General features: G+C 72.8%; 20 protein-coding genes. 8 read left to right on the top strand and 12 right to left on the bottom strand.

From position 1 onward, the window contains the following. Positions 1–146: 146 nt before the first annotated feature. Positions 147–2,780 carry a bifunctional acetaldehyde-CoA/alcohol dehydrogenase gene (gene adhE, locus OG904_RS24845; RefSeq protein WP_405494525.1) on the top strand — a complete coding sequence of 878 codons (2,634 nt, stop codon included), beginning with the start codon at positions 147–149 and terminating at the stop codon, positions 2,778–2,780. A 164-nt stretch (positions 2,781–2,944) separates the two neighbouring features. Here adhE and OG904_RS24850 read toward each other — a convergent pair whose 3' ends face one another. Further along, entirely contained in the window at positions 2,945–3,502 is a 558-nt protein-coding gene (locus OG904_RS24850; RefSeq protein ID WP_405498244.1) for a TetR/AcrR family transcriptional regulator, read from the bottom strand. Between the two features lie 222 nt (positions 3,503–3,724). Here OG904_RS24850 and OG904_RS24855 point away from each other — a divergent pair, with 222 nt between their 5' ends. From OG904_RS24855 to OG904_RS24865, 3 genes are all read left to right on the top strand, one after another. Beyond that, positions 3,725–5,122, top strand: a complete 1,398-nt coding sequence (locus tag OG904_RS24855) for a purine-cytosine permease family protein (protein ID WP_405494527.1) — start codon at positions 3,725–3,727, stop codon at positions 5,120–5,122. Between the two features lie 49 nt (positions 5,123–5,171). Next, positions 5,172–6,824 (top strand): amidohydrolase, encoded by a 1,653-nt coding sequence (locus OG904_RS24860; RefSeq protein WP_405494529.1) that lies wholly within the window; start codon positions 5,172–5,174, stop codon positions 6,822–6,824. Between the two features lie 246 nt (positions 6,825–7,070). Continuing rightward, positions 7,071–8,486, top strand: coding sequence for an MFS transporter (locus OG904_RS24865; protein WP_405494531.1), 1,416 nt, complete (start codon positions 7,071–7,073; stop codon positions 8,484–8,486). Positions 8,487–8,620: 134 nt separating this feature from the next. On the opposite strand, the gene OG904_RS24870 is transcribed toward OG904_RS24865, so the two are convergent. The 3 genes from OG904_RS24870 to OG904_RS24880 form a co-directional block, all read right to left on the bottom strand. Next, positions 8,621–9,805 carry an AAA family ATPase gene (locus OG904_RS24870; protein ID WP_405494533.1) on the bottom strand — a complete coding sequence of 395 codons (1,185 nt, stop codon included), beginning with the start codon at positions 9,803–9,805 and terminating at the stop codon, positions 8,621–8,623. Between the two features lie 124 nt (positions 9,806–9,929). Continuing rightward, positions 9,930–10,592, bottom strand: coding sequence for an acetate uptake transporter (locus OG904_RS24875; protein ID WP_405494535.1), 663 nt, complete (start codon positions 10,590–10,592; stop codon positions 9,930–9,932). Further along, complete coding sequence (locus OG904_RS24880) at positions 10,589–11,707, bottom strand: DUF3533 domain-containing protein (RefSeq protein ID WP_405494537.1); 1,119 nt, start codon at positions 11,705–11,707, stop codon at positions 10,589–10,591. The genes OG904_RS24875 and OG904_RS24880 overlap by 4 nt, the downstream gene beginning before the upstream one ends. A gap of 247 nt (positions 11,708–11,954) precedes the next feature. Between OG904_RS24880 and OG904_RS24885 the strand changes: the two genes are divergently transcribed. Beyond that, positions 11,955–12,815, top strand: a complete 861-nt coding sequence (locus OG904_RS24885) for an esterase/lipase family protein (protein ID WP_405494539.1) — start codon at positions 11,955–11,957, stop codon at positions 12,813–12,815. A 152-nt stretch (positions 12,816–12,967) separates the two neighbouring features. Here the strand turns inward: OG904_RS24885 and OG904_RS24890 are convergent, their stop codons facing one another. From OG904_RS24890 to OG904_RS24900, 3 genes are all read right to left on the bottom strand, one after another. Continuing rightward, positions 12,968–14,023, bottom strand: coding sequence for a lytic polysaccharide monooxygenase (locus OG904_RS24890; protein ID WP_405494541.1), 1,056 nt, complete (start codon positions 14,021–14,023; stop codon positions 12,968–12,970). A gap of 253 nt (positions 14,024–14,276) precedes the next feature. Beyond that, entirely contained in the window at positions 14,277–14,759 is a 483-nt protein-coding gene (locus OG904_RS24895) for a DUF402 domain-containing protein (protein ID WP_405494543.1), read from the bottom strand. Beyond that, on the bottom strand, positions 14,756–15,700 hold the full coding sequence (locus tag OG904_RS24900; protein WP_405494545.1) for a GNAT family N-acetyltransferase: 945 nt from the start codon (positions 15,698–15,700) through the stop codon (positions 14,756–14,758). The genes OG904_RS24895 and OG904_RS24900 overlap by 4 nt, the downstream gene beginning before the upstream one ends. Before the next feature lie 72 nt (positions 15,701–15,772). On the opposite strand from OG904_RS24900, the gene OG904_RS24905 reads away from it, so the two are divergent. Further along, positions 15,773–16,165 (top strand): GntR family transcriptional regulator, encoded by a 393-nt coding sequence (locus OG904_RS24905; protein ID WP_405494547.1) that lies wholly within the window; start codon positions 15,773–15,775, stop codon positions 16,163–16,165. A gap of 241 nt (positions 16,166–16,406) precedes the next feature. On the opposite strand, the gene OG904_RS24910 is transcribed toward OG904_RS24905, so the two are convergent. Continuing rightward, positions 16,407–16,949 carry an FABP family protein gene (locus OG904_RS24910; protein ID WP_405494548.1) on the bottom strand — a complete coding sequence of 181 codons (543 nt, stop codon included), beginning with the start codon at positions 16,947–16,949 and terminating at the stop codon, positions 16,407–16,409. Between the two features lie 161 nt (positions 16,950–17,110). After that, complete coding sequence (locus OG904_RS24915; RefSeq protein WP_405494550.1) at positions 17,111–18,217, bottom strand: DUF5925 domain-containing protein; 1,107 nt, start codon at positions 18,215–18,217, stop codon at positions 17,111–17,113. Between the two features lie 219 nt (positions 18,218–18,436). On the opposite strand from OG904_RS24915, the gene OG904_RS24920 reads away from it, so the two are divergent. Then, positions 18,437–19,237: an SGNH/GDSL hydrolase family protein gene (locus OG904_RS24920; protein WP_405494552.1), complete on the top strand. Its 801-nt coding sequence runs from the start codon at positions 18,437–18,439 to the stop codon at positions 19,235–19,237. Positions 19,238–19,315: 78 nt separating this feature from the next. Here OG904_RS24920 and OG904_RS24925 read toward each other — a convergent pair whose 3' ends face one another. After that, positions 19,316–21,013, bottom strand: a complete 1,698-nt coding sequence (locus tag OG904_RS24925) for a serine/threonine-protein kinase (protein WP_405494554.1) — start codon at positions 21,011–21,013, stop codon at positions 19,316–19,318. A gap of 301 nt (positions 21,014–21,314) precedes the next feature. Here OG904_RS24925 and OG904_RS24930 point away from each other — a divergent pair, with 301 nt between their 5' ends. After that, a complete protein-coding gene (locus tag OG904_RS24930) occupies positions 21,315–21,584 on the top strand; it encodes a hypothetical protein (RefSeq protein ID WP_030720225.1) in 270 nt (89 codons plus the stop codon). A gap of 63 nt (positions 21,585–21,647) precedes the next feature. Here OG904_RS24930 and OG904_RS24935 read toward each other — a convergent pair whose 3' ends face one another. Then, positions 21,648–22,868, bottom strand: a complete 1,221-nt coding sequence (locus OG904_RS24935; protein ID WP_405494556.1) for a CaiB/BaiF CoA transferase family protein — start codon at positions 22,866–22,868, stop codon at positions 21,648–21,650. A 257-nt stretch (positions 22,869–23,125) separates the two neighbouring features. Further along, positions 23,126–24,283, bottom strand: a complete 1,158-nt coding sequence (locus tag OG904_RS24940; protein WP_405498246.1) for a type ISP restriction/modification enzyme — start codon at positions 24,281–24,283, stop codon at positions 23,126–23,128. Positions 24,284–24,327 lie beyond the last annotated feature (44 nt).

Here is a 24,327-nt window from a genome sequence, read left to right on the forward strand (position 1 = left end):
GTGATGCTGGAGGTGTGAACCGGTGTGAACGGTCCTTCGGCCCGGCGGGAAAGGGCTTTTTCGGCACCGTGGCTTCCGCTTTTGGGTGTCGAATTGAGTCATCAGGAAAGCGGTTCAGGTTGAGTCGAAATGAAGGAGTTCCTGCCATGCAGGCGAACGAGATGGTGGATGGACTGGTCCAGGGAGCGCTCACCGCGCTCGACCAGTTCTCGTCGTTCAACCAGGAGCAGGTCGACCACATCGTCAAGAAGGCCTCGCTGGCCGCGCTGAGCCAGCACGGTGAGCTCGCCCAGCTCGCCGTCGGGGAGACCGGCCGCGGACTGTTCGAGGACAAGGCGGTCAAGAACCTCTTCGCCTGCGAGCACGTCGTGAACTCGATGCGCGGACTGAAGACCGCGGGCGTCATCCGCCGCGACGAGCTGAACGGCATCACGGAGATCGCCGAGCCCGTCGGTGTCGTCTGCGCGATGACCCCGGTCACCAACCCGACCTCCACCACGATCTTCAAGGCGCTGATCGCGCTGAAGACCCGCAACCCGATCATCTTCGCCTTCCACCCCTCCGCCCAGAACTGCTCGGCCGAGGCCGCCCGCATCGTCCGCGACGCGGCCGTCGCCGCCGGAGCCCCCGAGAACTGCGTCCAGTGGGTCACCGCCCCCTCCATGGAGGCCACCGGCGCCCTCATGAACCACCCGGGCGTCTCCACCATCCTCGCGACCGGCGGAAACGCCATGGTCAAGGCCGCCTACTCATGCGGCAAGCCGGCCCTGGGCGTGGGCGCGGGCAACGTCCCGGCGTACGTCCACAAGAGCGCCAAGCTCGGCCGCGCGATCCACGACATCGTGCTCTCCAAGGCCTTCGACAACGGCATGATCTGCGCCTCCGAGCAGGCCGTCATCCTCGACGCCGAGATCTACGAGAAGGGCCTCGCCGAGTTCAAGCGGCTCGGTGCCCACGTGGTCTCCGCCGCCGAGAAGACCAAGCTGGAGCAGTTCGTCTTCGGCACCACCGCCTACGCGGCCGACACCTCCGGCGCCAAGCTGAACCCGGCGGTCGTCGGCAAGTCCCCGCAGTGGATCGCCGAGCAGGCCGGCTTCACCGTGCCCGCCGACGCCTCGATCCTCCTCGCGGAGTGCAACGAGGTCGGCGAGAACGAGCCGCTGACCCGCGAGAAGCTCTCCCCGATCCTGGCCGCCCTGAAGGCCTCCGACACCGAGCACGGCCTCGAACTGGCCGCCGCGATGGTCGAATTCCACGGCCTGGGCCACAGCGCCGCCATCCACGCCGAGGACGAGGAGCTCGTCGAGGAGTTCGGCAGGAAGGTCAAGGCGATCCGCGTCATCGCCAACTCGCCCTCCACCTTCGGCGGGATCGGCGACGTCTACAACGCCTTCCTCCCCTCGCTCACCCTCGGCTGCGGCTCTTACGGGCACAACTCGGTGTCGAACAACGTCACCGCGGTCAACCTGATCAACGTCAAGCGGATCGGACGGCGCAACACCAACATGCAGTGGTTCAAGGTCCCGCCGAAGATCTACTTCGAGCGCAACTCCATCCGCTACCTCGGTGAGATGGACGGCATCAGCCGCGTCTCGATCGTCACCGACAAGACCATGGTCGCCATCGGCTTCGTCCAGAAGGTCGTCGACATCCTGCAGGCCCGCGAGGGCGCCGTGTCGATCCAGGTCATCGACAACGTCGAGCCCAACCCGGAACTCGCCACCGTCCAGGCCGGCGCCGCGATGATGCGCGACTTCAAGCCCGACACGATCATCGGCCTCGGCGGCGGCTCGCCGATGGACGCCGCGAAGATCATGTGGCTGATGTACGAGCGTCCGGAGGTGGAGTTCGGCGACACGAAGGAGAAGTTCTTCGACGTCCGCAAGCGCGCCTACAAGTTCCCCTCGCTCGGCGAGAAGGCCAAGATGGTCGCCATCCCGACCACCTCGGGCACCGGCTCCGAAGTCACCCCCTTCGCCGTCATCTCCGACCCGGCCGCGGCCCAGAAGTACCCGCTCGCCGACTACGCGCTGACCCCGAACGTGGCCATCGTCGACCCGATGCTGCCGATGGGCCTCCCGCCCAAGGTGACCGCCGACTCCGGCTTCGACGCCCTGACGCACGCCACCGAGGCCTACGTCTCCGCCTACTCGAACGACTACACCGACGGTCTGTGCCTCCAGGCCATCAAGCTCATCTTCGAAAACCTGCAGCGCTGCGTGGTCGACGGTCCGAACGACCCCGAGGCCCGCGAGAAGATGCACAACGCCTCCACGGTGGCGGGCATGGCCTTCGCCAACGCCTTCCTGGGCATGGTGCACGCCATGGCGCACACCCTGGGCAACACCTTCCACGTCGCCCACGGCCGCACCAACGCGCTGCTCCTGCCGCACGTGATCCGTCACAACGGCACGGTCACCCACAAGGCCACCCCGTGGCCCAAGGCCGAGGTCTACCGGGCGCCGGAGCGCTTCCAGGAGATCGCGAAGATGCTGGGGCTGCCGGCCGCCACCGCGGCCGAGGGCGTCGAGTCCTACGCCAAGGCCGTCGAGGAGCTGCGCGCCAAGTGCGGGATCACCGCCTCCTTCGCCGAGGAGGGTGTGGACGAGCAGGCCTTCATCGAGGCCCTGCCCACCCAGGCCATGAACGCCTACGCCGACCAGTGCGCCCCCGCCAACCCGCGGATGCCGATGATCGACGACCTGAAGCAGCTGATGCTCCAGGCGTACTACGGCAACGCCGAGGGCGCGCCGGCCAAGAAGGCCACCAAGAAGAAGTAACGCTTCTTCCCGAGAAGCTCCGCCAAGGAGCGGAAAAGCCCGTCCGGGGCGCCAAGGCCCGGGCGGGCTTTCCGCGTGTCCGGGCAGGCTTTCCGCGTGTCCGGGCGGGCTTTCCGCGTGTCCGGGCGGGCTTCCGCGTGTCCGGGCGCCCGCTCCGGGGGCGGTCAGGTGTGCGGGATCAGCAGGGCCGCCGCCGAACGGGCGCGCTCCAGTGACGCGGTCCGGTCGGCGCCGCGCTGGCCCAGCACCACGCGGGTGCTCAGCCCGTCCAGCAGGGCGAGCAGCTCCGAGGCGCGGGCCGGGACGTCCAGGCCGGCGGCGAAGCGGCCCTGGTCCACGCCCTTGGCGAGCAGCGCCTCCAGGTCCTGCTGCCAGCCGTCGTCGATCTCCTGCTGGGCGGCGCGCAGCGGCTCGTTCGAGGGGATGCGGGCCCACAGCTCGATCCACAGGGTCCAGCGCGGATCGCGGGGGCCGCGCGGCAGGTACAGGTCCAGGAAGAGCGCGAGCTTGCGGTGGGCGGTGACCCGGCGGCCGAGCAACTCAGCGCGCTCGGCAGCCAGTTGCTGCTCGCTCCAGCGCAGTGCGGCCAGCAGCAGCCGGTCCTTGCTGCCGAAGTAGTACAGGATGTGGCCGCCGCTGGTGCCGAGCCGTTCGGCGAGCGCGGACATGGTGAGCGTCGCCAGTCCGTCCTCGGCGATCGCCGCCATGGCCTCCTCCAGCATCCGCTCCTGGGCGATCTGCCCGTCGCGCCGCCTGGCCGCCCCGGCCGCCCCCGCTGCTCCTGCCACCCGTGCCGCCTTCCTGATCTTCGTGGGCCGACCTTATCCCGGACAGGGTCTTGACGGGCTCCGGGTCGGCAGCGCATCTTGAATGCCATTCAAGAACTTAGAACGGCGTTCAAGCTCGCTCGCGGTTCGCCGGGTACGAAGGTCAGGGGCAGGCACATGGCACACCAGGAGACGACGGCCGACGTCGACGAGGTCTTCAGAGTCGAGACGCACGGCATCGACCCCATTCCCGACGCCGAGCGCCACGGCGGGGCCAAGGACCTGTTCTGGCTCTGGTTCGGCTCCAACCTGACCTTCACCTACGTGATCAACGGAGCCCTCGCCGTCGCCTTCGGCCTCTCCTTCTGGCAGGCCACCGCCGTCGTCGTGATCAGCGGGCTGTCCTTCTTCGCGGTCAGCGCCGCCGGGCTCAGCGGCATCCGCACCGGCACCGCCACCCTGGTCATCTCCCGGGCCGCCTTCGGCGTACGCGGCAACTGGCCGGCCGGCGTCCTCAACTGGGTGGTGAGCATCGGCTACACCATCGTCAACACCGTCGTCGGCACCCTGGCACTGGAGGTCTTCTTCGCGGAGACCGGCCTGGGCGAAGGGACCCCGATGCGGGCCCTGGCCCTCGCCGTCACCCTCGCGCTCACCTTCGCCGTCGCCATGTGGGGCCACGCCACCGTGCAGTTCGCCGAGCGCTGGATGGCCTACGTCCTCGCCGTCGGCTTCGGCGCGCTGCTGGTCTTCGTCCTGCCCGGCGCCGAGACCACCGCACCGGCCGACGCCGTCGCCCCGGGCCTGTCCGGCTGGAGCCTGGCCTTCGTCGTGATGCTGGCAGGGCCGTTCTCGTACCTGCCGATGCCCGCCGACTACACCCGCTACCTGCCCCGCACCACCTCGCTGAAGTCGATCACCTGGATGGGCGCCCTCGGCGGCTTCGTCTCCTCCGTCGCCCTCGGGATCGCCGGCGTCGCCGCCGCCACGCAGACCGACATGACCGATGCCGTCGCCGGGGCCGAGAGCCTGGTGCCCGGCTGGTTCCAGCCGCTGTTCCTGGCCCTCGTACTGGGCGGCTCCGTCACCAACTCGATCATCACGCTCTACTCCTCCAGCCTGAACCTCCAGGTCCTCGGCATCCCGTGGAGCCGGGCCCGGGCCATCGTGATCAGTGCCGCAGTGACCGCCGCCGGATCGCTCGGCGCGCTCTTCCTGACCGACTTCACCACCTCCCTGCTGTCCTTCCTCTCGCTGCTGATCATCGTGTTCGCCCCCTGGGGCGGCGTCTTCCTCGCCGACATGCTGCTGCGCCGCTGCCGCTACGACTCCGACGCGCTGCACGCCGGGAGCGCGGGCGCGTACTGGTACCGCGCCGGCTACCACCCGGCCGGGATGGCGGCCCTGCTCGCCGGTATCGGCTTCGCCGCCCTGACCTGCGATTCCGAGCTGTGGACCGGGCCCCTCGTGGCCCCGCTCGGCGGCGCCGACCTCACGCTGCTCGGCTCGGTCGTCTCCGCAGTGACGTACTGGGCGCTCGCCCGGCGGGTGCCCGCGTACGTCCCGGCCGCCTGAGTCCCCTTCCCCTACCCGCATCCCCTCTGCCGCACAGGAGCACCACCCCATGTCGCACCCCAGCCCCGCCGATCTGCTCCTCACCGGAGCCCGCGTCCACACCGTCGACCCCGCGCTGCCCGAGGCCGAGGCCATCGCCGTGCGCGACGGGCGGATCGTCTGGGTCGGCCCGGACGCGGAGGCCGCCGACTGGGCGGGCCCGGACACCGAGCGGATCGACGCGGGCGGCCGGCTCGTGCTGCCGGGCTTCATCGACGCCCACAACCACGTCCGGCTCGGCTCCGACGACGCGTGCGTGCAGCTCGCCGGGGTGCGGACCCTCGACGCCATCCTCGACCGGATCGGCGAATGGAAGGAAGCCAACCCGGACGCCGCGTGGATCGAGGCCGAGGCCTTCGACTACTCCGCGATCCCCGGCGGGCGCATGCCCACCGCCGCCGACCTGGACGCGGTCACCGGGGACACCCCGGCGATCGTGCTCTCGTACGACGTGCACACGGCCTGGCTGAACACGGCGGCCATGCGCCGGCTCGGAGTCGCGAAGGACCGTACCGACCTGCCCTTCGGCACGGCCGCCACCGACCCGCGGACCGGGGAACCCACCGGCTTCGTCAAGGACTTCGCGATCAAGGGCCTCTCCCGCGACGGCCACCGCGCCCTGCGCGACCTGGGCGTGCCGTGGGCCTCGCCCGACCGGCAGTACGGCCGCCTCGCCAAGAGCCTCGACGACGCGATCGGCTTCGGCATCACCACGGTCGTGGAGCCGCAGAACTCCCTGGACGACCTGGAACTGTACGACCGGGCCCGCGCCGAGGGACGGCTGCGCTCACGGATCGTCGCCGCGCTGTTCCACCCGCGCGGCACCACCGAGGAGGACCTCGACCTCTTCGAGGCGGCGGCCCGCGTGCACGCGGGGGACCGCTTCCGGGTCGGCCCCCTCAAGCTCTACATCGACGACGTGGTGGAGCCGCGCACGGCCGCGCTGCTCGAGCCGTACACCGGCTGCGGGGCGCACCGGGGCGAGACCTTCTATCCGGCGGAGGAGTTCGCGGAGCTCCTCGCGCGGCTGGACGCACGCGGCTTCCAGTGCTTCGTCCACGCCACGGGCGACCGGGGCATCCGTACGGTCCTCGACGCCGTCGAGCACGCCCGGGCGGTCAACGGCCCGCGCGACGCCCGCCACCAGGTGGTGCACGTGGAGTGCCTGGACCCCGAGGACGTCCCGCGCTTCGAGCGGCTCGGCGTGGTGGCCTGCATGCAGCCCAGGCACTGCGCGCCCGAGATCGCGGGCCCCGGGCAGGACTGGGCGGAGAACGTGGGCGAGGAGCGCTGGCACAAGGCGTGGCCCATGCGGAGCCTCTCCGAGGCCGGGGCGGTACTGGCCTTCTCCAGCGACTGGAACGTCGCCGAGATGGACCCGATGATCGGCATCTACACGGCGCTGACCCGGCGCCCGCTGGTCGGCGGCGACCCCTGGCAGGCGGAGGAGACGGTGGACGCCGCGACGGCGGTCCACGGCTACACGATGGGCTCGGCCTACGCCAACTTCCTCGACGAGGACCGGGGTTCCCTGACGGTGGGCAAGGCGGCGGACTTCGTGGTGCTGTCCCGGGACATCCTCAAGGTGGCCCCGGAACGGATCCCGGGCACGGTCGCGGAGGTCGTAGTGGTCGCGGGGGAAGTGGTCCACCGGGCCGCCTGATCCGCACACCCCACGGGCATCCCCCGGCGAATCGGCTGACCGGGGGATGCCGCAGGCGAGTGCCGACAGCGATGATCGGAGAGGTGCCGATCGAGGCAGCCGGTTTCGTCGAGTTCCCCGGGAGTCCCGCTGTGCTGATCGAAGCGCGTGTGAACGCCATGGCCCGCGAAGGGCTCCCGTTCCCCGCTTCGGTTCTCCGCGCCGTCACGCGCGGCCGGGGCGGGCACTCGAAGGACACGACCGACATTGCAACGCCTGTTCCGTAACCCCTCTTCTTCCGGCCCGTCCGCGAGCCCCCGGTCGGCGCTGTACGCGCTGTGCGTCAGCTTCTTCATGATCTGCCTGGACGCCACGGTCGTGAACGTGGCCCTGCCCGACATCCGTACGTCCCTCGCGGCCTCGCTCAACGACGCCGTCTGGGTCAACAGCGCCTACGCGCTCTGCTACGCCGTCCCGCTGGTCCTCGCGGGCCGGCTCGGCGACCGGTACGGACCCAAGCGGCTCTTCCTGGCCGGTCTGGCCGGTTTCACCCTGGCCTCACTGGCCTGTGCGCTGGCTCCGGACGCTCCGGTGCTGATCGCCACCCGGGCCGTCCAGGGCCTGGCCGCGGCGCTGATCGCGCCGCAGATCATGTCGCTCATCGTGCACCTGTTCCCCGCCGAGCGGCGGGGCCGGGCGCTGGGCGTGTTCGGTGCGGTCGGCGGCGCGGCCATGGCTGCGGGGCCCGTGGTCGGCGGGCTGCTCGTCGCCTGGACCGGCTGGCGGGGCATCTTCCTGATCAACCTGCCCGTCGGCGTCGCCGGGTGGATCGCCGCCTGCCGTCTGCTGCCCGACTGGCGACCGGCCAAGGACCACCGGCTCGACCTGTGGGGCATCGTGCTCAGCGGGCTGGGGCTGACCGCGCTGGTCTTCGGCGTACAGAGCGGCGAGGCCTACGACTGGGGCACCGTGGCCGGGCCGGTCACGATCCCCTCGGTGCTGGCCTTCGGCGCCGTGTGCCTGACGGCGTTCGTGTGGTGGCAGCACCGCAACACGCGCGAGCCGCTCCTGCCGCTGCGGCTCCTGCGCAACCGCGCCTTCTCGGCGGCCGCCACGGCCGGCGGGGCCATGGGGGCCGCCATGATCGGCATGTTCCTGCCCCTGATGATCTACCTGCAGAGCGACCTCGGCTACAGCGCGCCGGCCGCGGGCGCCGCCACCGTCCCCATGTTCGCCCTGTCCTCGCTGTGCGCGCGCCTCGCCGGCAAGCGGTCCGACACCACCAGCCCGCGGCTGCTCGCGGCCCTCGGCTTTCTGCTCCTGATCGCCGGGGTCGGCTCCCTGACCCTGCTGCTGCACCCGGGCATCGGACTGTGGACACTGACGCCCCCGCTGCTCGTCACCGGCGTCGGGATCGGTATGGTCTCCGCGCCGCTCGCCGGCATCGCGACCCGCGGCCTGGAGCCCTCCCTGGTCGGCGCGGCGTCAGGGGTCTTCAACACCACCCGACAGCTCGGCGGAGCCCTCGGCAGCGCGGCCACCGGCGCACTCCTCCAGGCCCACCTCGGAAGCACCCCGACCAGCGCCACCCAGGCAGCCCTCGTCTTCCCCGTCGCAATGCTCCTGATCGGCCTCGCGTGCTGCGCCGTCGCCCGGCCCGCTCCTGCCACGCGGACCGCCTGAGGACGCCGGCACGACCACAGCAAGGCGCTCACTCCAGCGACCCCGTCTCAGGGCGGGGTCGTCGCTGCCCGTCCGCGTCGGCGTCTGCCAGTCCCGTCCGTCCTGTCCGTCCTGTCCGTCCTGTCCGTCCCGGTCTAGCGCTTGGGCCAGTACCAGAGGGGTTCGTCCAGGGGACCTTCGCGCCCGGCGACCTCGGTCTGGCCGAAGTCCTTGACCAGGGTGATCGTCCGGAGGTCCACCCGGTGGCGGCGGGTGCCCGCCGCGAGGGCGTCCGCCAGGGGAGCGGCGTGCGTGACGACCACCGTCTGGGTGCTGCGGCCCACGGTCAGGATCAGATCGGCGAGGGGCTCCAGCAGATCCGGATGCAGGCTGGTCTCCGGCTCGTTGAGCACCATCAGGGCAGGCGGGCGCGGGGTCAGCAGGGCAGCCGTCCACAGCAGGTAACGCAGTGTCCCGTCGGAGAGTTCCGCCGCGCCCAGCGGGCGCAGCAGCCCGTGCTGGTGGAGCTCCAGCTCGAACCGGCCGTCCCGCTCCGCGACGGCCACGCGGCTGCCCGGGAAGGCCGCCTCGACGGCCGCGTCCAGGGCGGCGTCGTCGCCGGTCTCCCGGATCGTCTGGAGCGCGGCCGGCAGGTCGGAGCCGTCCGCGGCGAGCACCGGCGTACGGGTTCCCACGCGCGGGCTGCGGGCCGGCGCGTCGGCGTCCGTGCGGACGTGGTCGTAGAACCGCCAGGAGCGGATCAGCTCGCGCAGGGCGAGCAGGTCCGGAGCCAGCTGCGGGTCCGCGAGTTCGCTGAGCATGGAGTCGTACGGGCGCAGGGCGCCCTGCGTGCGGTGCCAGCCGCCGTCCGCCGTCCGGGTCCGCACGGCGGGGCCCGCGCGGTCCGAGAGCAGGGCGGCCGGACGCAGGACGGGACCGGCCCAGGTGCACTCGCGTTTGATCTCGGGGTCCAGGCCGAAGAGCGAACCCGCGACCGGCTGCGGATGGCCGAAGTCCACCGCGTACCCGAACTCGTCCCCGGCGAAGCCGAGCCGCAGGCTCACCGGTTCGGAGCGGACCGTCGGCTGGACGGCGTACCGCCCCTCCCGTACGGCCCGCCCGGTCTTCTCCGGGCCCGCCCACAGCGTGGAGGGCAGCCCGCCCTCCCGGGCCAGCGCCGCGACGGCGCCGCCCCGCGCCGAATCGGCCAGCAGCCGCAGCGACCGGTAGAGGCTCGACTTGCCCGTGCCGTTCGCCCCGGTCACCACCGTGAGCCGGCCGAGCGGGACGATCAGCTTGCGCAGCGAGCGGTAGTTCTCGACGGCCAGCGTGGTGATCATGTCTTCGGAATCACGCCTTCGGGATCAGGCCTTCGGAATCACGCCTCGGAATCACACCTCGGGATCACACCTCGGGATCACGCTCGGGACCACGTCCGGAATCATGCCTCGGGATCACGTGCGCTCATGTCTCCGGGTGCTCCTCGGGAGCCAGGAAACGGCCCATCGGGAGCACTTGGCGGCCCCAGGTGCTCGCCATGATCTGCCCGGCGAGCAGGTACGTGGCTCCGAGCGCGGCCAGCAGGCCGCTCCAGCCGGTGATCCGGTTCCAGACCACCGAGCCGGTGAACCCGCTGACCGTCATGCCGATGAAGACCAACAGCACGCACGTGAACGTCGACAGCAGCACCAGGTGGATCCGCCAGCTGCCGATCCACAGCACGAACACCACGAACACCCACGGCAGCGCGAACAGCCCGCTGACGTCCCCGCGCAGCGCGGGATCGGTGGCCGGCAGCACCCACTGGAGCAGCAGGGCCTTCGCCATCCAGAACAACCCGAAGCCCGCGAAGACCGTGGCGTGCCAGGTGTCGCCGCGCTGCGCCTGGAAGAGCCCGGCCAGCAGCTGGGCGAGCCCGCCGATGAAGAATCCGACGAGCGGCAGCACGGAGTGGCTGAGCTTCTCCGGGAAGATCCCGGCGTCGATGCCGGTGGCGAGGGTGGTGACGACGATGAAGCCGGTGAGCCCGAGCGCGCCCAGCTGGGCCTGGGCGCTGGGCTCCATCCGCTTGACGGAGACGGCCTGTTCGGCCGGTCCCTGGCGGTTGCGGTGGATCGGACCGTTCACCGCCCGGCCGCCGTCGCGGACGAATCGGAGAGGTCCGGGTCGTCCGGTCCGTCGGGGAGCCCGCTGCCCACGGCCGCCCCGGACTTGCCCCTGCGGAACACCGCGCAGGCCAGGGTGACGGCCGAGCCGAGCACCGCCCAGCCGCTCAGGACCAGCAGCGGACCGGTGACGCCATTGCCCTTGAAGTACGCGATCGAGCGCGCGGCGTACGTGCCCGCGCCCGGCGGCAGGGCCGGGCCGATGGCCTTCCAGAACGGCGGCAGCAGCGGGTACGGGTAGGCGCCGCCGGCGCTCGGATTGCCGAACACCACCACCAGCAGGATCGCCAGACCGATGCCGACCACGCCCGCCAGGCCCTGGAAGGCCAGGGTGATCGCGCCGACCGCGAAGACGACGAGGGTGCCGAGCCCCCACAGGCCCATGATGCTGCCGGGCAGCGCGCCCAGGACCGGACCCGCGATGACCGCCCCGAGCAGACCGGCCGCGATGGAGTACACCAGCAGCGCGCCGAGCCGGATGACGGCGCGGTGGATGTTCGCGGGCCTGGCGCCGGCGCTGATCGCGAGGATCGCGGCGCACAGGTAGCCGCCCACGCACCAGCCGACCACCAGGTAGAAGGAGCTCAGGCCGCGGGCGTCGCCCTTGGCCGTCGGCGCCACGTCGACCACCCGGACGGTGCGCTCCTGGGCGGTCTCGACGAGTCCGACGACCTCTGCGAGCGCCTGCGACAGGGAGGCCCCGCCGCCGCTCGCGACCAGCAGCCTGTCGGTCTTGCCGGCCGGGTCGATGACCAGCGCGCCGTCCACGTCCCGGTTGCGGATCTGCTTCAGCGCCGTCGCCTCGTCCTCGACCGCGCGGGGATCGAGGGGCTTGCCGGGCAGGGCGGCGAGCTTCTTCGCGGACTGCTCGGAGAGCGCTCGGGCGGGCGCCGAGACGGCGATCGGGATCTCGCTCGGTTCGGGGTGGTGGAAGGCCCCGACGTACGAGGTGATGAAGGCGAGCTGGAGCGCGAGCACGCCCAGGACCAGCAGGGCGGCCCGGGTGGTCACGGCGTCCTTGATCTCGGCGAGGAACCCGCCGGACTGCCCTGAGTCTGTGTTCGTGGGCTGGGTCATGTCTCACACGCTCGGCGTACCGGGGGCGGCGCGCAGCAGGGGTGGGCCGAACGGATGACGCCGTTCCGGGTGATCGCCCCGGAACCCGGCCCATCTTTTACCGACGCGTAACTTCCCAGTCTTGCTACTCGCCCGTAATTTAACGGCTGCAGCAAGCACCCCTTGTGATCCGGATCACGGGATGAACCCCCACGAACTTCCCGCGCCATCCCTCGTTACTCCCCTTGAGCCGCAAGGAGATCACACGATGCTGCCCTGGAGACGACTGCTCCGCCCGCTGGCCGTCCTCACCCTGACCACCGCCGCCCTCGTCGCCCCCACCGGCGCGGCCCAGGCCGCCCCGGCGCCGAGCAGCGGCTGGAACAACTGGTCCTGCAAACCGTCCGCCGCCCACCCCCGGCCCGTGGTCCTCGTCCACGGAACCTTCGGGAACTCCGTCGACAACTGGCTGGGCTTCGCGCCGTACCTCGTCCACCGGGGCTACTGCGTCTACTCCCTCGACTACGGGCAACTGCCCGGCGTCCCCTTCTTCAACGGGCTCGGCCCCATCGACAAGTCCGCCGGGCAGCTCGACGTCTTCGTCGACAAGGTGCTCGCCTCCACCGGCGCCCCCGAGGCCGACGTGGTCGGCCACTCCCAGGGCGGCATGATGCCGCGCTACTACCTGAAGTTCCTCGGCGGCGCCGCCAAGGTCAACGCCCTGGTCGGACTCGCGCCCGACAACCACGGGACCACCCTCGACGGCCTGACCCAGCTCCTCCCGTACTTCCCCGGGGCCGGGGACCTGATCAGCACCGCCACCCCGGGGCTCGCCGACCAGATCGCCGGATCGGCCTTCCAAAACAAGCTGAACGCGGGCGGGGACACCGTCCCCGGCGTCGCCTACACGGTGATCGCCACCCGCTACGACGAGGTGGTGACCCCCTACCGGAGCCAGTTCCTCGCCGGGGCGAACGTCCACAACGTGCTGCTCCAGGACCTGTGCGCACTGGACCTGTCGGAGCACGTGGCCATCGGCCTCACCGACCGGATCGCCTGGCACGAGGCGGCCAACGCCCTCGACCCGGCGCACGCCGAACGGACCACCTGCGCCTCGGTCTTCGAGTGACGGCTGACGAATGACGAATGACGAATGACGGCTGACGGAGGCGGGCATCCCGCCTCCGTCAGCCTCGTCAGCCTCGTCAGCCTCGTCAGCCTCGTCAGCCTCGTCAGCCTCGTCAGCGGCCCGCAGCGGCCCGCAGCGGCCCGCAGCGGCCGTCAGCGGCCGTGGCGGCCCGGGGTCGCACGGCGGCGGGCCAGCCCGAACAGCACGGCCGCGCCGATGGCCAGGGTGCCGGCCCCGGCGATCGCGATCACCGGGGTGGCGCTGCTGCCACCCGTCTCCGCGAGGTCGCTCCCGACCTTCGGGGGGATCGGGGACGGGGTCGCGTCGCCGTTCGTCTTCGGGTCGTTGTCCCCGTGCCCGTTGTGCTCCACCGTGGACTTGCCGGCGCCGTCGGAGATCTGCTGGTCGGTGGGGGCCGAAGGCCGTTCGGCGGGCTCCTGCGAAGGCTGCTGCGAGGGCTGCTGCGAAGGCGTGGAACCGGGCTTCGCGCCCGGCTTGGTGCCCGTACCGCCCGTGGCACCGCCGGTGCCCGTGCCGGTGCCCGTGCCGGTGCCCGCGCCGCTCCCGCCGTTGTCCTTGCCGAAGACCACGTCCGAGCAGGTGTAGAAGGCCTCCGGGCTGTCCGAGCGCTGCCAGATGCTGTAGATCAGGTGCCGGCCGCTCTTGTTCGGGACGGTGCCGGAGAAGACGTAGTCGCCGTTCTGCATCCCCGGGTCGGAGACCTTCACGAAGGGCGCCGGCTCCAGGTCGGACCACTTCAGCGGCTTCGACGGGTCGTAGCCGTCCTTGGTGACGTACAGCTCGAATGAGCCCTTGTGCGGGGCGGTCCCCTTGTAACGGAAGGTGTGCGGGCCCGCGGCCATCGGGCTCGCCGGCCAGTCGGCGCGCGCCAGATCCAGGCCCCGGTACTTGTCGTTGCCCGCGGAGCACAGCTTCCCGTCCGGGATCAGGGCCTTGCTCTGCCCGGCCGCGTTGGCGATGTTCACCGCGTTCCAGTCGTAGAACGCCTGCGCCCCGCTCGCCGCGACCGCCGCCTTGCAGGCCGCCGACTTCGGGGCCTCGGGCCCCTCCGCGTAGCACGCCGCCACCCGGCTGACCGGGTCCGTCATCGAGCCGTGGGCGGCCGCGGGCGCGGTGGCGTACGCGGCCACGGCGAGCGGGGCGAGGCCGGCGGCGGCGATGCGGGCGGCGGTACGGCGTGCGGGCATGGCGGATCTCCTCTGGGCACGGCACAGGGCAGCGCGAGTGGTGGCTGGGCCGGAGGGGCGGGGCAGTGCGGCGCCGCCCCCTCACGGGTGCGCGGCGCCGCCTCCGGCCCTCCCTGGCCCAGCCAAACTAACCGCCCGGAACCCGTGTTCCACCGGGTCGACGCCCCGGGCCCCGATCCTTAGGGCGCACTTAAGGAGCCACTAAGCGGGCCCACAGAAAGAGCCCCGATCAGGTCACCGATCACGTCGCCGGTCAGCTCAGCAGCGCGGCCGGTCCGGCGGCCGAGCGGGCCCGGGCCTCCAGGGCGTCGAGGGCCCGTACGGCCTGTGCGGCCGCCTCGGGGTCGGTGGCGGCGAGCCCGCTCGCGGCGAACTCGTCCTCGTCGAGCCGCAGTACGCAGGTCCCGTCGGCCGACACCCACAGGTCGAGGTCCAGGTCCTCGACCAGGATCACGCCGTCCGCCACCGAGGCCGGACGGGTCACGTCGCAGTACCAGCCCTTGAGGACGCCCCCGCCGGTCCGCACCTCCTTCACCGCGTACCAGCGGTCGCGCCAGAAGTGTTCGGTGAACACGTCACCGGGCTCGAAGCGCACGAACCCGAAGTCCCGTACACCCGGGGCCGCCCAGGGGGCCCGGACGGTGATGCGGGTACCCGAGTCGGCCACCAGCTCGGCCGGGTAGCGGATCTTGGTGCGGCCCGCCTTGGTGAGGGTTACCGTCAGCCGGTCGCTCATCGCGCAGTCTCCAGTGGTTTCGTGAAGCGGGTCTCGGTGGCGCAGACCCCGTAGCCGAGCCAGGTGTTGACGGCGAGCATCGGCGCGTTGCCGGTGTCGTTGCCGGTGAACGCCTCCGTGTAGCCGGCCGCACGCGCCCGCAGCAGCGAGTCGTTCTTGGCGAGCCGGGCCAGACCCAGTCCGCGGAACGCGCGCAGGGTGCCGGTCATGGCGGAGGAGTAGCGGGTGGCTCCGTCGGTGTGGGCGGCGGTGAAGGCGGCCACCTGGCCGTTCACCAGGACCACGGTGGTGAGTTCCCGGTCCAGGTACGGGTGGTTCCAGACGTGCCGCAGCCAGTCCTCGTAGTCGTCGAGCTCCGTCGGAGTGTCGCCCGGTTCGTCCAGGCTCGCCGCCGCGTCGGCCTGGAAGAGGGGGCGCGGATCGGCGGCGAAGGCCGAGCCGGTGCGCAGTTCCACCCCGGCCGGCAGGTTCCCCGGGAGGGCCGGCAGCCCGGCCGCGGTCAGGTCGCGCCGAAGGAAGTGCGCGGAGCGGGAGGCGCGGTACCCGTGGCGCTCTGCGAAGGCGCGGTGCGGCGGCTCGTCGAGGACCCAGGCGTACGAGTCCTTCGCGCGCTCGGCCGCCAGGTGTTCCTCGGCCGTGCGCAGCAGCGCGCTCCCGGCGCCGAGCCCGCGGTGGGCGGGGTCCACGTAGGCGTTGACGAATCCCTGGCCGGGCTCGGGGCTGTCGTGGACGATGCCGACCTGGGCGGTGCCGATGACCAGGCCCTCGCCGTTCTCGGCGACGAGCAGGCGGTAGCGCTTGTCGGGGTGGGCCGAGGTCACTTCGAAGGCCACCCCGCGGGCGGTGCTGATCATGAAGGGGAGGGCCGCGCGGCGCACCCCTACGACGGCCCCGGCGTCGTCCGGGTCGTCCGGGCGCAGGTCGCGGATGGTTGTGGTCATGTGTGTGACGGTATGGGCGGCAGGGCAGAGAGCGCCTGCGAATTTCACGGCCGATGGGGGAGAATCGGCCGCGTGACCCCGACTCCCACGCACCTGAAGATCCGCATCGACGGCGCGGCGGGCGCTGCCGCTCCCTACGAGCAGTTGCGCGCCCAGATCGCGGCGGGCGCGCGGACGGGGCGGCTGCCGGCCGGGTTCAAACTGCCGACGGTGCGCGGTCTCGCCGAGGAGCTGGGACTGGCGGCGAACACGGTCGCGAAGGCGTACCGGGCACTGGAGTCGGACGGCGTCATCGAGACGCGCGGCCGGGCCGGCAGCTTCGTGGCGGCGGTCGGCGACGGTCCCGCCCGGGAGGCGGCCACCGCCGCGCAGGCTTACGCGGAGCGGGCCCGGCGGCTGGGCCTGACCTTCGAAGAGGCGACCGCGGCGGCCCTGGAGGCGCTGCGCGCACGGTACGCGGGCTGAGACCCTGCCGGGCGCGCCGCCCTGCCGGGCCGGGGGTCGACCCGGCCGACGCCCTACCGGGCCGGCCGCGCGGGCTGGTGCTCTGCCGGGCGGAGGCTCGATCGGGCCGACGCCCTGCTGGGCCGGCCACTCGGGCTGGTGCTGCGCCGGGCGGAGGCCTACAGGGCCCACGCCCTGCCGGGCGGGCCGCTCGGGCCCACGCCCTGCCGGGTTGGCCCCGCGGGACTCGGCTCCCTGGCCGTCAGTCCTTGCGGCGCAGCAGGTGCGCCCGGAGGTGGTGCTGCATGGGCTGCCCCACCGCGGCCATCTCCTGCACGATCGTCAGCTCGCCGTCCTGGAGCACGTACCGGCGTCGCATGCCGGTGACCTCCTTGGCCCGGGGCGTCAGCCCCACGGTCCCGGTCTCCATCTCGATCTCCGCACCGGACGCGCGGCCGGTGTACGTCTCGGTGATGCCGGTGGGGTGGGCGAGCGTGACCTCGACGGAGGCGTCCGGGAGGATCCGCCACCACCCGCTCTCCCGCCCCGCGGGGCGCAGGGCCGCCCCGGAGCCGTCGATCAGCCACGCGCGGGACTCGTAGCGGAGGAAGGGCCTGCCGTCGTGGCTGAAGGTGAGCTCCTGCTCGTACCGGAAACCGTGCTCCAGGGTCGGGTACTCGCCGCTGCCCTGCCCGTGCCAGCGTCCGATGAGGCCGAGCACCGGCTGGAGCTGCGGATGCGGCTCGGGGCCCTCCCCGAGGACGTGGCTGTCGGGGAAGGGATTCTCCTGCGCCGGTTCGAGCACGGTGCGTTCTCCTGATTCGTGGGTCCCCGGGGGTGCGCGCGGCCGGCGGGGGCCTCCGGCCGCGCCCCCATTGTCGTCGCCGCGCGCGCCGGACCCGCGCGCGCCCCGCACACGCCGTACACCCCGCACGTTCGGCGCGGGAGGCTCCGCAGGTGCCGGCCCTACAGGTAGAGGCCCGCCTCGGAGGAGGAGTCGTGACCCTGCAACGGGAGGAGCGCGGAGGGGCCCGAGGCGCCGCGGCGCAGGGCGTAGAGCTCCGCCAGCGTCGCGCCCTCGCGGGAGACGCCCTCGTCGGTGCCGAGCCAGTCCACCGCCTCCCGGTGGGTCAGCTTGCCGATCTCGATGCGGGCCAGACAGCGCCCCGGCCGGACCACCGCCGGGTGGAGCCGCTCCAGGTCCTCGTTGGTCGTGACGCCCACCAGGACGTTGCGGCCCTGACCGAGCAGGCCGTCCGTGAGGTTGAGCAGCCGGGACAGCGCCTGCCCGGCGGTGTGCCGGGCCTCGCCGCGGATCAGCTCGTCGCAGTCCTCCAGCAGCAGCAGCCGCCAGCGGCTCTTCGCCGTGCCCTCGTCCTCGCCGATCGCGATGTCCATGAGGTAGCCGATGTCGTTGAACAGCCGCTCCGGGTCCAGTACGCAGTCCACCTGGCACCAGTCCCGCCAGGACCGGGCGAGCGTGCGCAGGGCCGAGGTCTTCCCGGTGCCGGGAGGGCCGTGGAGCAGGAGCAGCCGCCCGGCGATGTCGTCCGGGGTGACCTTCATCAGCCGGTCCATCGCCCCGGCCACCGGAGCCGTGTAGTTGGGCCGCACCTCCGCCCAGGTGCCGGCCGCGATCTGCCGGGTCGTGCGGTAGGGACCGCGGCGCGGGGAGACGTACCAGAACCCCATCGCGACGCTCGTGGGCTGCGGTTCGGGTTCGTCCTGTGCGTCCTCGGTGGCCTCGCCCAGCACGCCGGCGGCGAGTTCGTCGCTGACCGCCGTCACCGTGACGTCCGCGCCCCGGCTCCAGCGGGAGACCAGCATGGTCCACCCCTCGCCCTCGGCGAGCGTCGCGCTGCGGTCGCTGTCGCGGGCCGAGCGCAGCACCGTGGCCGCGGGCGGCAGCAGGGTCGCGCCGGGTTTGACCCGGTCGATCGACACGCTGTGCGAGTACGGCTGCTCGCCGGACGCGAAGCGGCCGAGGAACAGCGCGTCGACGACGTCCGACGGGGAGTCGCTGTCGTCGACGTTGAGCCTGATCGGCAGTGCGTCCTGAGGGTTGGCTGGCATGGCGCCCATGATCCGGCACGAACTGCCCTCATGCACCCGTGTTTCGCCGGATCGGGTGGCGGAATTCCCTCTTCAAACGCCGTGCGGGTGAAGATTCCGGCCGCATCTCTGCGCCGAATATTCTTGGCATGAACACTTCCAGCGGACCTCGGCTCCTTGTACCACGGACTCAGGAGTAACTCCGGCGCACCCCCCCCACGAGGAGCCGCACACATGAGCATGAGAATGCCAAGATTCGCCGCCTCGGCCTCCGCACTGTTACTCGCCGCGGGCGCGGCCCTGTTCGGTGCCGGCCAGGCCACCGCCGCCGCCGATTTCGGCTACGTCGCCCTCGGCGACTCGTACTCCTCCGGCGTCGGCGCCGGCAACTACGACAGCTCCAGCGGAGATTGCAAGCGCACGGCCCGCGCCTACCCAGCGCTCTGGGCCGCCGCGCACTCCCCGCAGACCTTCTCCTTCGTCGCCTGCTCGGGCGCCCGTACCGGCGATGTGATGAACAACCAGCTCGGACCGCTGAACACCGGCACCGACCTGGTCAGCATCACCATCGGCGGCAATGACGCCGGATTCTCCGACGTCATGACCACCTGCGTGCTCCAGTCCGAGTCCACCTGCGTCAGCCGGGTCAACCAGGCCAAGGCGTACGTGGACTCCACGCTCCCCGGCCAGCTCGACCAGGTCTACAACGCCATCCACAGCCGATCCCCGGGCGCCCGCGTGGTCGTCCTCGGCTATCCCCGTTTCTACAAGCTGAACGGCAACTGCGTTGCCGGACTCACGGAAGGCGAACGCACCGCCATCAACGGCGGCTCGGACTACCTCAACGCCGCCCTCGCCAAACGCGCCGCCAACCACGGCTTCGCCTTCGCCTCGGTCGCCGGCACCTTCACCGGCCACGAGATCTGCTCCGGCAGCGAGTGGCTGCACAGCCTCAACTGGCTGAACATCGGCGAGTCGTACCACCCCAACGCCGCCGGGCAGTCCGGCGGCTACCTGCCCGCCTTCACCGGCGCGTCCTGAGGGAGGAGGGGCGCGTGCTGACGGCCCCAACGTGCTGAGGGCGCCAACGCACTGACGGCGCCCACGCACTGACGGCGCTCACGGACTGAGGGTCGGCCCCGGCTCGGGTGACGGGGAACCGGTCGGTCCGGAGGCGCCGGGGGAGGAGGCCCCGCTCGTCGGGGTCTCCTCCTCGCACGTCACCGAGAACTCCAGCCAGGCCGAAGCCGCCTCCGCCGGTGTCCGGATCTCCAGGCGCACCGCGTCCTCGAAGGTGGCGCCCGGATAGTGCGTCAGCTCCGTGTGGTCGAGCCGTACGCTCCCCGGTCCTCCCGCCGGGTACGTGAGGGTCTGCCAGCCGGGACCGGAGGTCTGCCCGCTGCGCGTGGCCCACCGGTACTCGACCACCGTCGGGGTGCGGTCCACCGCGACCGTCGCGGTGAAGGCGGGCGCCTGGGCGGCGGGGGCGGGGCAGGTCCCGCGGTAGGCGTCCCGGACGGCCTGGACGGCGGACACGGTGATGTTCGGCGGGGGCGTGGCGGAAGGAGAAGGAGAGGGGGAGGGCGAAGGCGTGGGGGAGGGCGACGCGCTCGGCGAGGGGCTGGGTGAGGCCGGATCGCTCTGCGTCACGGCCGGGGTGGGCGTCCGGCCCGCTCCGGTGTCCGTGCCGGAGCCGCGCCCCTTCAGCAGGAGCCAGCCCAGCAGCACCACCACCGCGAGCAGCACCACGATCCCGCCGGTCAGCACCAGCCCCGCCCGGTTCTGCCGGGGCCCGGGCGCAGCGGTCCCCATCGGAGCCGCCGCGGTCGCGGGAGGCACCGGCAGCGGCGGGGTGGGGTGCCCGTGCCCGTGCCGTGCGACGGAGGTCGGGGCGTCCGCCCCCGCCCCCGGCACCGGCCCCGCCGCCGGACCCGATACGGGCCCGGACCCCGGCCCGCCGGAGCTCCGTACGGTCCCGCCCGCGCCGACGATGCGCAGCATCCGGGCCGCCTCCGCCGCGGACAGCCGCCCCGCGGGGTCCTTGACCAGCAGCCCCTCCAGTACGGGCGTCAGCGGCCCGGCCCGCAACGGCGGCGGGAACCCCGCGTCCACCACGGCCCGCAGCGTGGCCACCGGGGTGTCCTTGCGGAAGGGGGATACCCCCTCGACGGCCATGTACAGCATCACCCCGAGCGCCCACAGGTCCGACTCGGGGCCGGGCTCCTGCCCCAACGCCCTTTCCGGCGGCAGGAATTCGGGGGAGCCGACCACCTCGCCCGTCATGGTGATGGCGGTGGAACCCTCCAGGCTCGCGATCCCGAAGTCGCCGAGCACCACCCGGCCGTCGTTGGCGATCAGCACGTTGCCGGGCTTGACGTCCCGGTGCAGCACCCCCGCGTCGTGCGCGGAGCGCAGCGCGGCCAGCACCTGCTCGCCGATGTGCGCGGTCCGCTGCGGGGTGAGCGGCCCGTCGCCCTCCAGGACCTCCGCGAGCGAGAGTCCCCGTACGATCTCCATCACGATCCAGGGCCGGCCGTCCTCGGTGACCACGTCGTAGACGGTGACGACGCCCCGGTGCGAGACGCGGGCCGCGGCCCAGGCCTCCCGCTCCAGGCGCCGGTACATCCGGGCCACCTCGGCCTCGTCCATCCCGGCCGGCGCGTGCACCTCCTTGACCGCCACCTCGCGGCCCAGGACCTCGTCCCGGGCCCGCCACACCAATCCCATCCCGCCGCGGCCCAGCGGGCCCAGCAGGCGGTAGCGCCCGGCGATGACCCTCTCGGCGCTGCCGCCTTCGTATGACGCAGAATCAGTCACCGCGAGCCTCATTCACGCGCGCCCCCAGGAGCGTTACCGGACGATCACTCCAAGTTAGCGCAGAGGGCGTCGCGTGGCGCCGGTCGCGACAGGAGTCGGCCGCTCGTCTCCGGTGCGGGCGGACGGCGTCCCGGCCCCATCGGAAATTTCGCGGAGAGTGACGGTCGACTCCGCTGAGTAATCGTCAACTCCCGCTCGCCACACGGGCAATTCACACGACCGGGATACACGCGCACGACGTGGGGACGATAGGGTTACCCTGCCCGGTGGGCCGGGTGCCCTCGTACGGGTGGGGAGAGACATGGAACAGATAGCAATGCGCAGCAGGCCGCCACGCGTGCCTGCCATCACTTGCGGCAGCGGTGCGACCAGTTCGCGCCTCGACCGCCACCTCGCCGTGCTGGGCGGTCCCGCCGTCCCGCACCGCGAGACCGCCGAGGCGACTCTGCTCATGCGCGAGCTGACCTCGCGCGACCACACGCACCGTCTGCGGAGCCGGAGTGCGCGCGTGTCGCTCTTCGCGCCCCTGCGCAGGCTGCGGCGCACGCTCTTCGGCAGTCGCCGTTCGTAACCGTCCCCGTCCGACCCGGCGGCGCCGCCGCCGTTCGTTCCCGGCCCGATCGACCCTTCCCGGTCAGCGGACCACGCCGTCCCGGCGCAACGCCGTGATCTGTTCGCCCGTCATCCCCAGGGCGCGCAGCAGCGGTTCGGTGTGCTCGCCGAGCGCGGGCACCGCACCCATGTGCGGTGCCGCGCCGCCGGGCAGCCCGATCGGCGGCAGCAGGGCCCGCAGCGGGCCCGCAGGCGAGCCCACCTCCCGCCAGCGGTCCCGGGCCTCCAGCTGGGGGTGCGCCACCAGCTGCGCCACCGAGTTCAGCCGCGCGCAGGCGATGCCCGCCGCCTCCAGCCGCGCGATCGCCGCGTCCGCGCCCAGCCGGCCCAGGGCGTCGGCCACCACCGCGTCGGTCTTCTCCCGGTTCGCGGTGCGCGCCGAGTTCGTCGCGTACCCGGGATCCTCCGCCAACTCCGGCCGCTCCAGTACCTGTTCCGCCAGGCGCCGCCATTCCCGGTCGTTCTGCACCGACAGCAGCACCCTGTCCCCGTCCGCCGTCGCGTAGGCGTCGTAGGGCGCGATCACCGCGTGCGCGAGCCCGGTGCGCACCGGCTGCTCCCCGCCGTGCATCGTGTGGTGCAGCGGATGCCCCATCCACTCGGCGAGCGCGTCCAGCATCGACACCTCCACCCGGCCCCCGCGCCCCGTGGTCCCGCGCCGCAGCAGGGCCGCGAGCACCCCCGAGAAGGCGTACATGGCGGCCGCGATGTCCGCTGCCGGGATCCCCGCCTTCACGGGCCGCTCCGGGGTTCCGGTCACCGAGACCAGACCGGCCTCGCACTGCACGAGCATGTCGTAGGCGCGCTTGTGGGCGTACGGGCCTTCGGGTCCGTACCCGGAGACGTCCACGGCGACCAGCCGGGCGTAACGCGCGCACAGCGCGGCCGAGTCGAGCCCGAGCCGGGCGGCGGCCCCCTGGGCGAGGTTCTGTACGAACACGTCGGCGCCGTCGAGCAGCCCGTGCAGGACCTTGCGGCCGCGCGGGTCCTTGAGGTCGAGCGCGATCGACTCCTTGCCCCGGTTGGCCCACACGAAGTGCGAGGCCAGGCCGTGCGCGGCGGTGTCGTAGCCGCGGGCGAAATCACCGCCGTCGGGCCGCTCGACCTTGATCACCCTGGCGCCCAGGTCGGCGAGCTGACGGGTGGCGAAGGGGGCGGAGACCGCCTGCTCGACGGTGACGACGGTGATGCCGTCGAGGGGCAGGGGCTCGGGGGCGGGTCCGGGGAGGGGATCGGTAGCCATGGGCCCTGCCTACTCGATCGGAACCCCGGCTGTCACCCCCGGCCGCGCGGCCGGGGGTGGATCGGAGCGCGGGGCGGGGTGGGTCTGAGCGCTGGGCCGGGTGGATCTGAGTGCGGCCTGGGTGGGTCTGAGCGCCGGGCTGGGTGGGCCGGAGCGCCGGGTCGGGCGGCTGGGGTGGCGGCTCGAGGGGGCCGGGGTGGCCGGGGTGGCCGGGGTGGCGGCTCGAGGGGGCCCGTCCCGGGGGCCGGCCGTGCGGCTCAGAGCAGCGCGAACTGGCCGCCCGGCCCCTCCTCCTGGTGGTCCAGGACCGAGGCCGGGCGGCGCGCCCAGGCCGGGGCCGGCAGCACACCGGCAGCCCGGAGCCCGGCGGCGGTCAGCGGCGGACCGGGTTCGAACGCGGCGCGCTCCGGGTCCAGTTCGGTCAGCAGCGCCAGGGTCGTCACCAGGGCCAGCAGCTCCGAGGTCCAGCCCTGCGGCCACTGGGCCGGGCCCAGCGCGTCCAGTCCCTCCGCGGCCGGGTCCCGGTGGGCGAGACGGGCGGCGAACCACGCCTCCAGGACGCGGACCCCCTGGACCTCGTACTCCCACGCCGCGGCGGGGACCGGCGAGACGGTGCCGGGGTCCCCGGCACCGTCGCCGATGCTCAGCGTCTCGCTCTCCGGGTCGTACGAGAGCTCGCGCGGCCAGGCCGGCAGCGCGGAGCGGACGTAGGGCCTGCGTCCGCCGGGCAGCCGGGGTGCCTCGCCGCCGCGCGCCCCGCGCAGCTGGACGGAGAGCAGCCGGTGCCCCAGCTCCAGCCCGGCCCGCCAGCGCCCTGCGTCGGCGGTGAGCGGGACCTCGTACCCCCGGGGGCCGGGGCGGCCGGCGGCCAGGATCCAGCAGAGCACGTCCTCGGGGGTGACCCAGGTCCCGTAGCGCTCGCCCAGCACGTGCTGCAGCCCGGGGGCGAGATTGGGCTCGGCGCCGCCCGGGCGGCGGTGCAGCGGGCGGATCCGGCCGAGCCGCCCGGCCGGGAGGTGTGCGGTGACCAGCAGCGCCGCGCTCCGCGGGGTCTGCGGGGGCTCCACGGCGAACAGCTGGTGCTCGTCCAGGACCCGCCACAGCTCCGGGCGGGCCAGGTCGATGAGCCGCTGGTCGGGCAGCAGCCACTGCTCGTCGAAGGGCTCGCGCAGGATCCGTACGGGGTCGGGGCGGGGGCCGGGCACGTCCGCGAAGCGGGCCGTGGAGCCCGCGCGCTGGCCCGGCAGCGCGGCTGCCCCGGCGGCGGGGGTCCGGGCCCGGGTCGGGCGGAACAGCCGCTCCCGTTCGGGGCCGTCGGCGGCGGCCAGGGTCGCCCAGCGGGCCCGCAGGGTCGCCGGGTCGGGGGCCGCGACCCAGGACCGGCCCAGGCGCAGGGAGCCCACGCTCCAGGGCATCAGTTCGTCCAGCAGCGGGTCCCGCCCAAGTGCGTCAGAGCTCA

The organism is Streptomyces sp. NBC_00096, from assembly GCF_045041305.1.
GTDB lineage: Bacteria > Actinomycetota > Actinomycetes > Streptomycetales > Streptomycetaceae > Streptomyces.

What these genes read in the sequence shown, in the direction of transcription:
- adhE (WP_405494525.1), top strand. Translation starts at nt 147, where the DNA reads ATGCAGGCGAACGAGATGGTGGATGGACTGGTCCAGGGAGCGCTCACC.
- OG904_RS24850 (WP_405498244.1), bottom strand. Translation starts at nt 3,502, where the DNA reads ATGCTGGAGGAGGCCATGGCGGCGATCGCCGAGGACGGACTGGCGACG.
- OG904_RS24855 (WP_405494527.1), top strand. Translation starts at nt 3,725, where the DNA reads ATGGCACACCAGGAGACGACGGCCGACGTCGACGAGGTCTTCAGAGTC.
- OG904_RS24860 (WP_405494529.1), top strand. Translation starts at nt 5,172, where the DNA reads ATGTCGCACCCCAGCCCCGCCGATCTGCTCCTCACCGGAGCCCGCGTC.
- OG904_RS24870 (WP_405494533.1), bottom strand. Translation starts at nt 9,805, where the DNA reads ATGATCACCACGCTGGCCGTCGAGAACTACCGCTCGCTGCGCAAGCTG.
- OG904_RS24880 (WP_405494537.1), bottom strand. Translation starts at nt 11,707, where the DNA reads ATGACCCAGCCCACGAACACAGACTCAGGGCAGTCCGGCGGGTTCCTC.
- OG904_RS24885 (WP_405494539.1), top strand. Translation starts at nt 11,955, where the DNA reads ATGCTGCCCTGGAGACGACTGCTCCGCCCGCTGGCCGTCCTCACCCTG.
- OG904_RS24890 (WP_405494541.1), bottom strand. Translation starts at nt 14,023, where the DNA reads ATGCCCGCACGCCGTACCGCCGCCCGCATCGCCGCCGCCGGCCTCGCC.
- OG904_RS24895 (WP_405494543.1), bottom strand. Translation starts at nt 14,759, where the DNA reads ATGAGCGACCGGCTGACGGTAACCCTCACCAAGGCGGGCCGCACCAAG.
- OG904_RS24900 (WP_405494545.1), bottom strand. Translation starts at nt 15,700, where the DNA reads ATGACCACAACCATCCGCGACCTGCGCCCGGACGACCCGGACGACGCC.
- OG904_RS24915 (WP_405494550.1), bottom strand. Translation starts at nt 18,217, where the DNA reads ATGCCAGCCAACCCTCAGGACGCACTGCCGATCAGGCTCAACGTCGAC.
- OG904_RS24920 (WP_405494552.1), top strand. Translation starts at nt 18,437, where the DNA reads ATGAGAATGCCAAGATTCGCCGCCTCGGCCTCCGCACTGTTACTCGCC.
- OG904_RS24930 (WP_030720225.1), top strand. Translation starts at nt 21,315, where the DNA reads ATGGAACAGATAGCAATGCGCAGCAGGCCGCCACGCGTGCCTGCCATC.
- OG904_RS24935 (WP_405494556.1), bottom strand. Translation starts at nt 22,868, where the DNA reads ATGGCTACCGATCCCCTCCCCGGACCCGCCCCCGAGCCCCTGCCCCTC.
- OG904_RS24940 (WP_405498246.1), bottom strand. Translation starts at nt 24,283, where the DNA reads ATGCCCTGGAGCGTGGGCTCCCTGCGCCTGGGCCGGTCCTGGGTCGCG.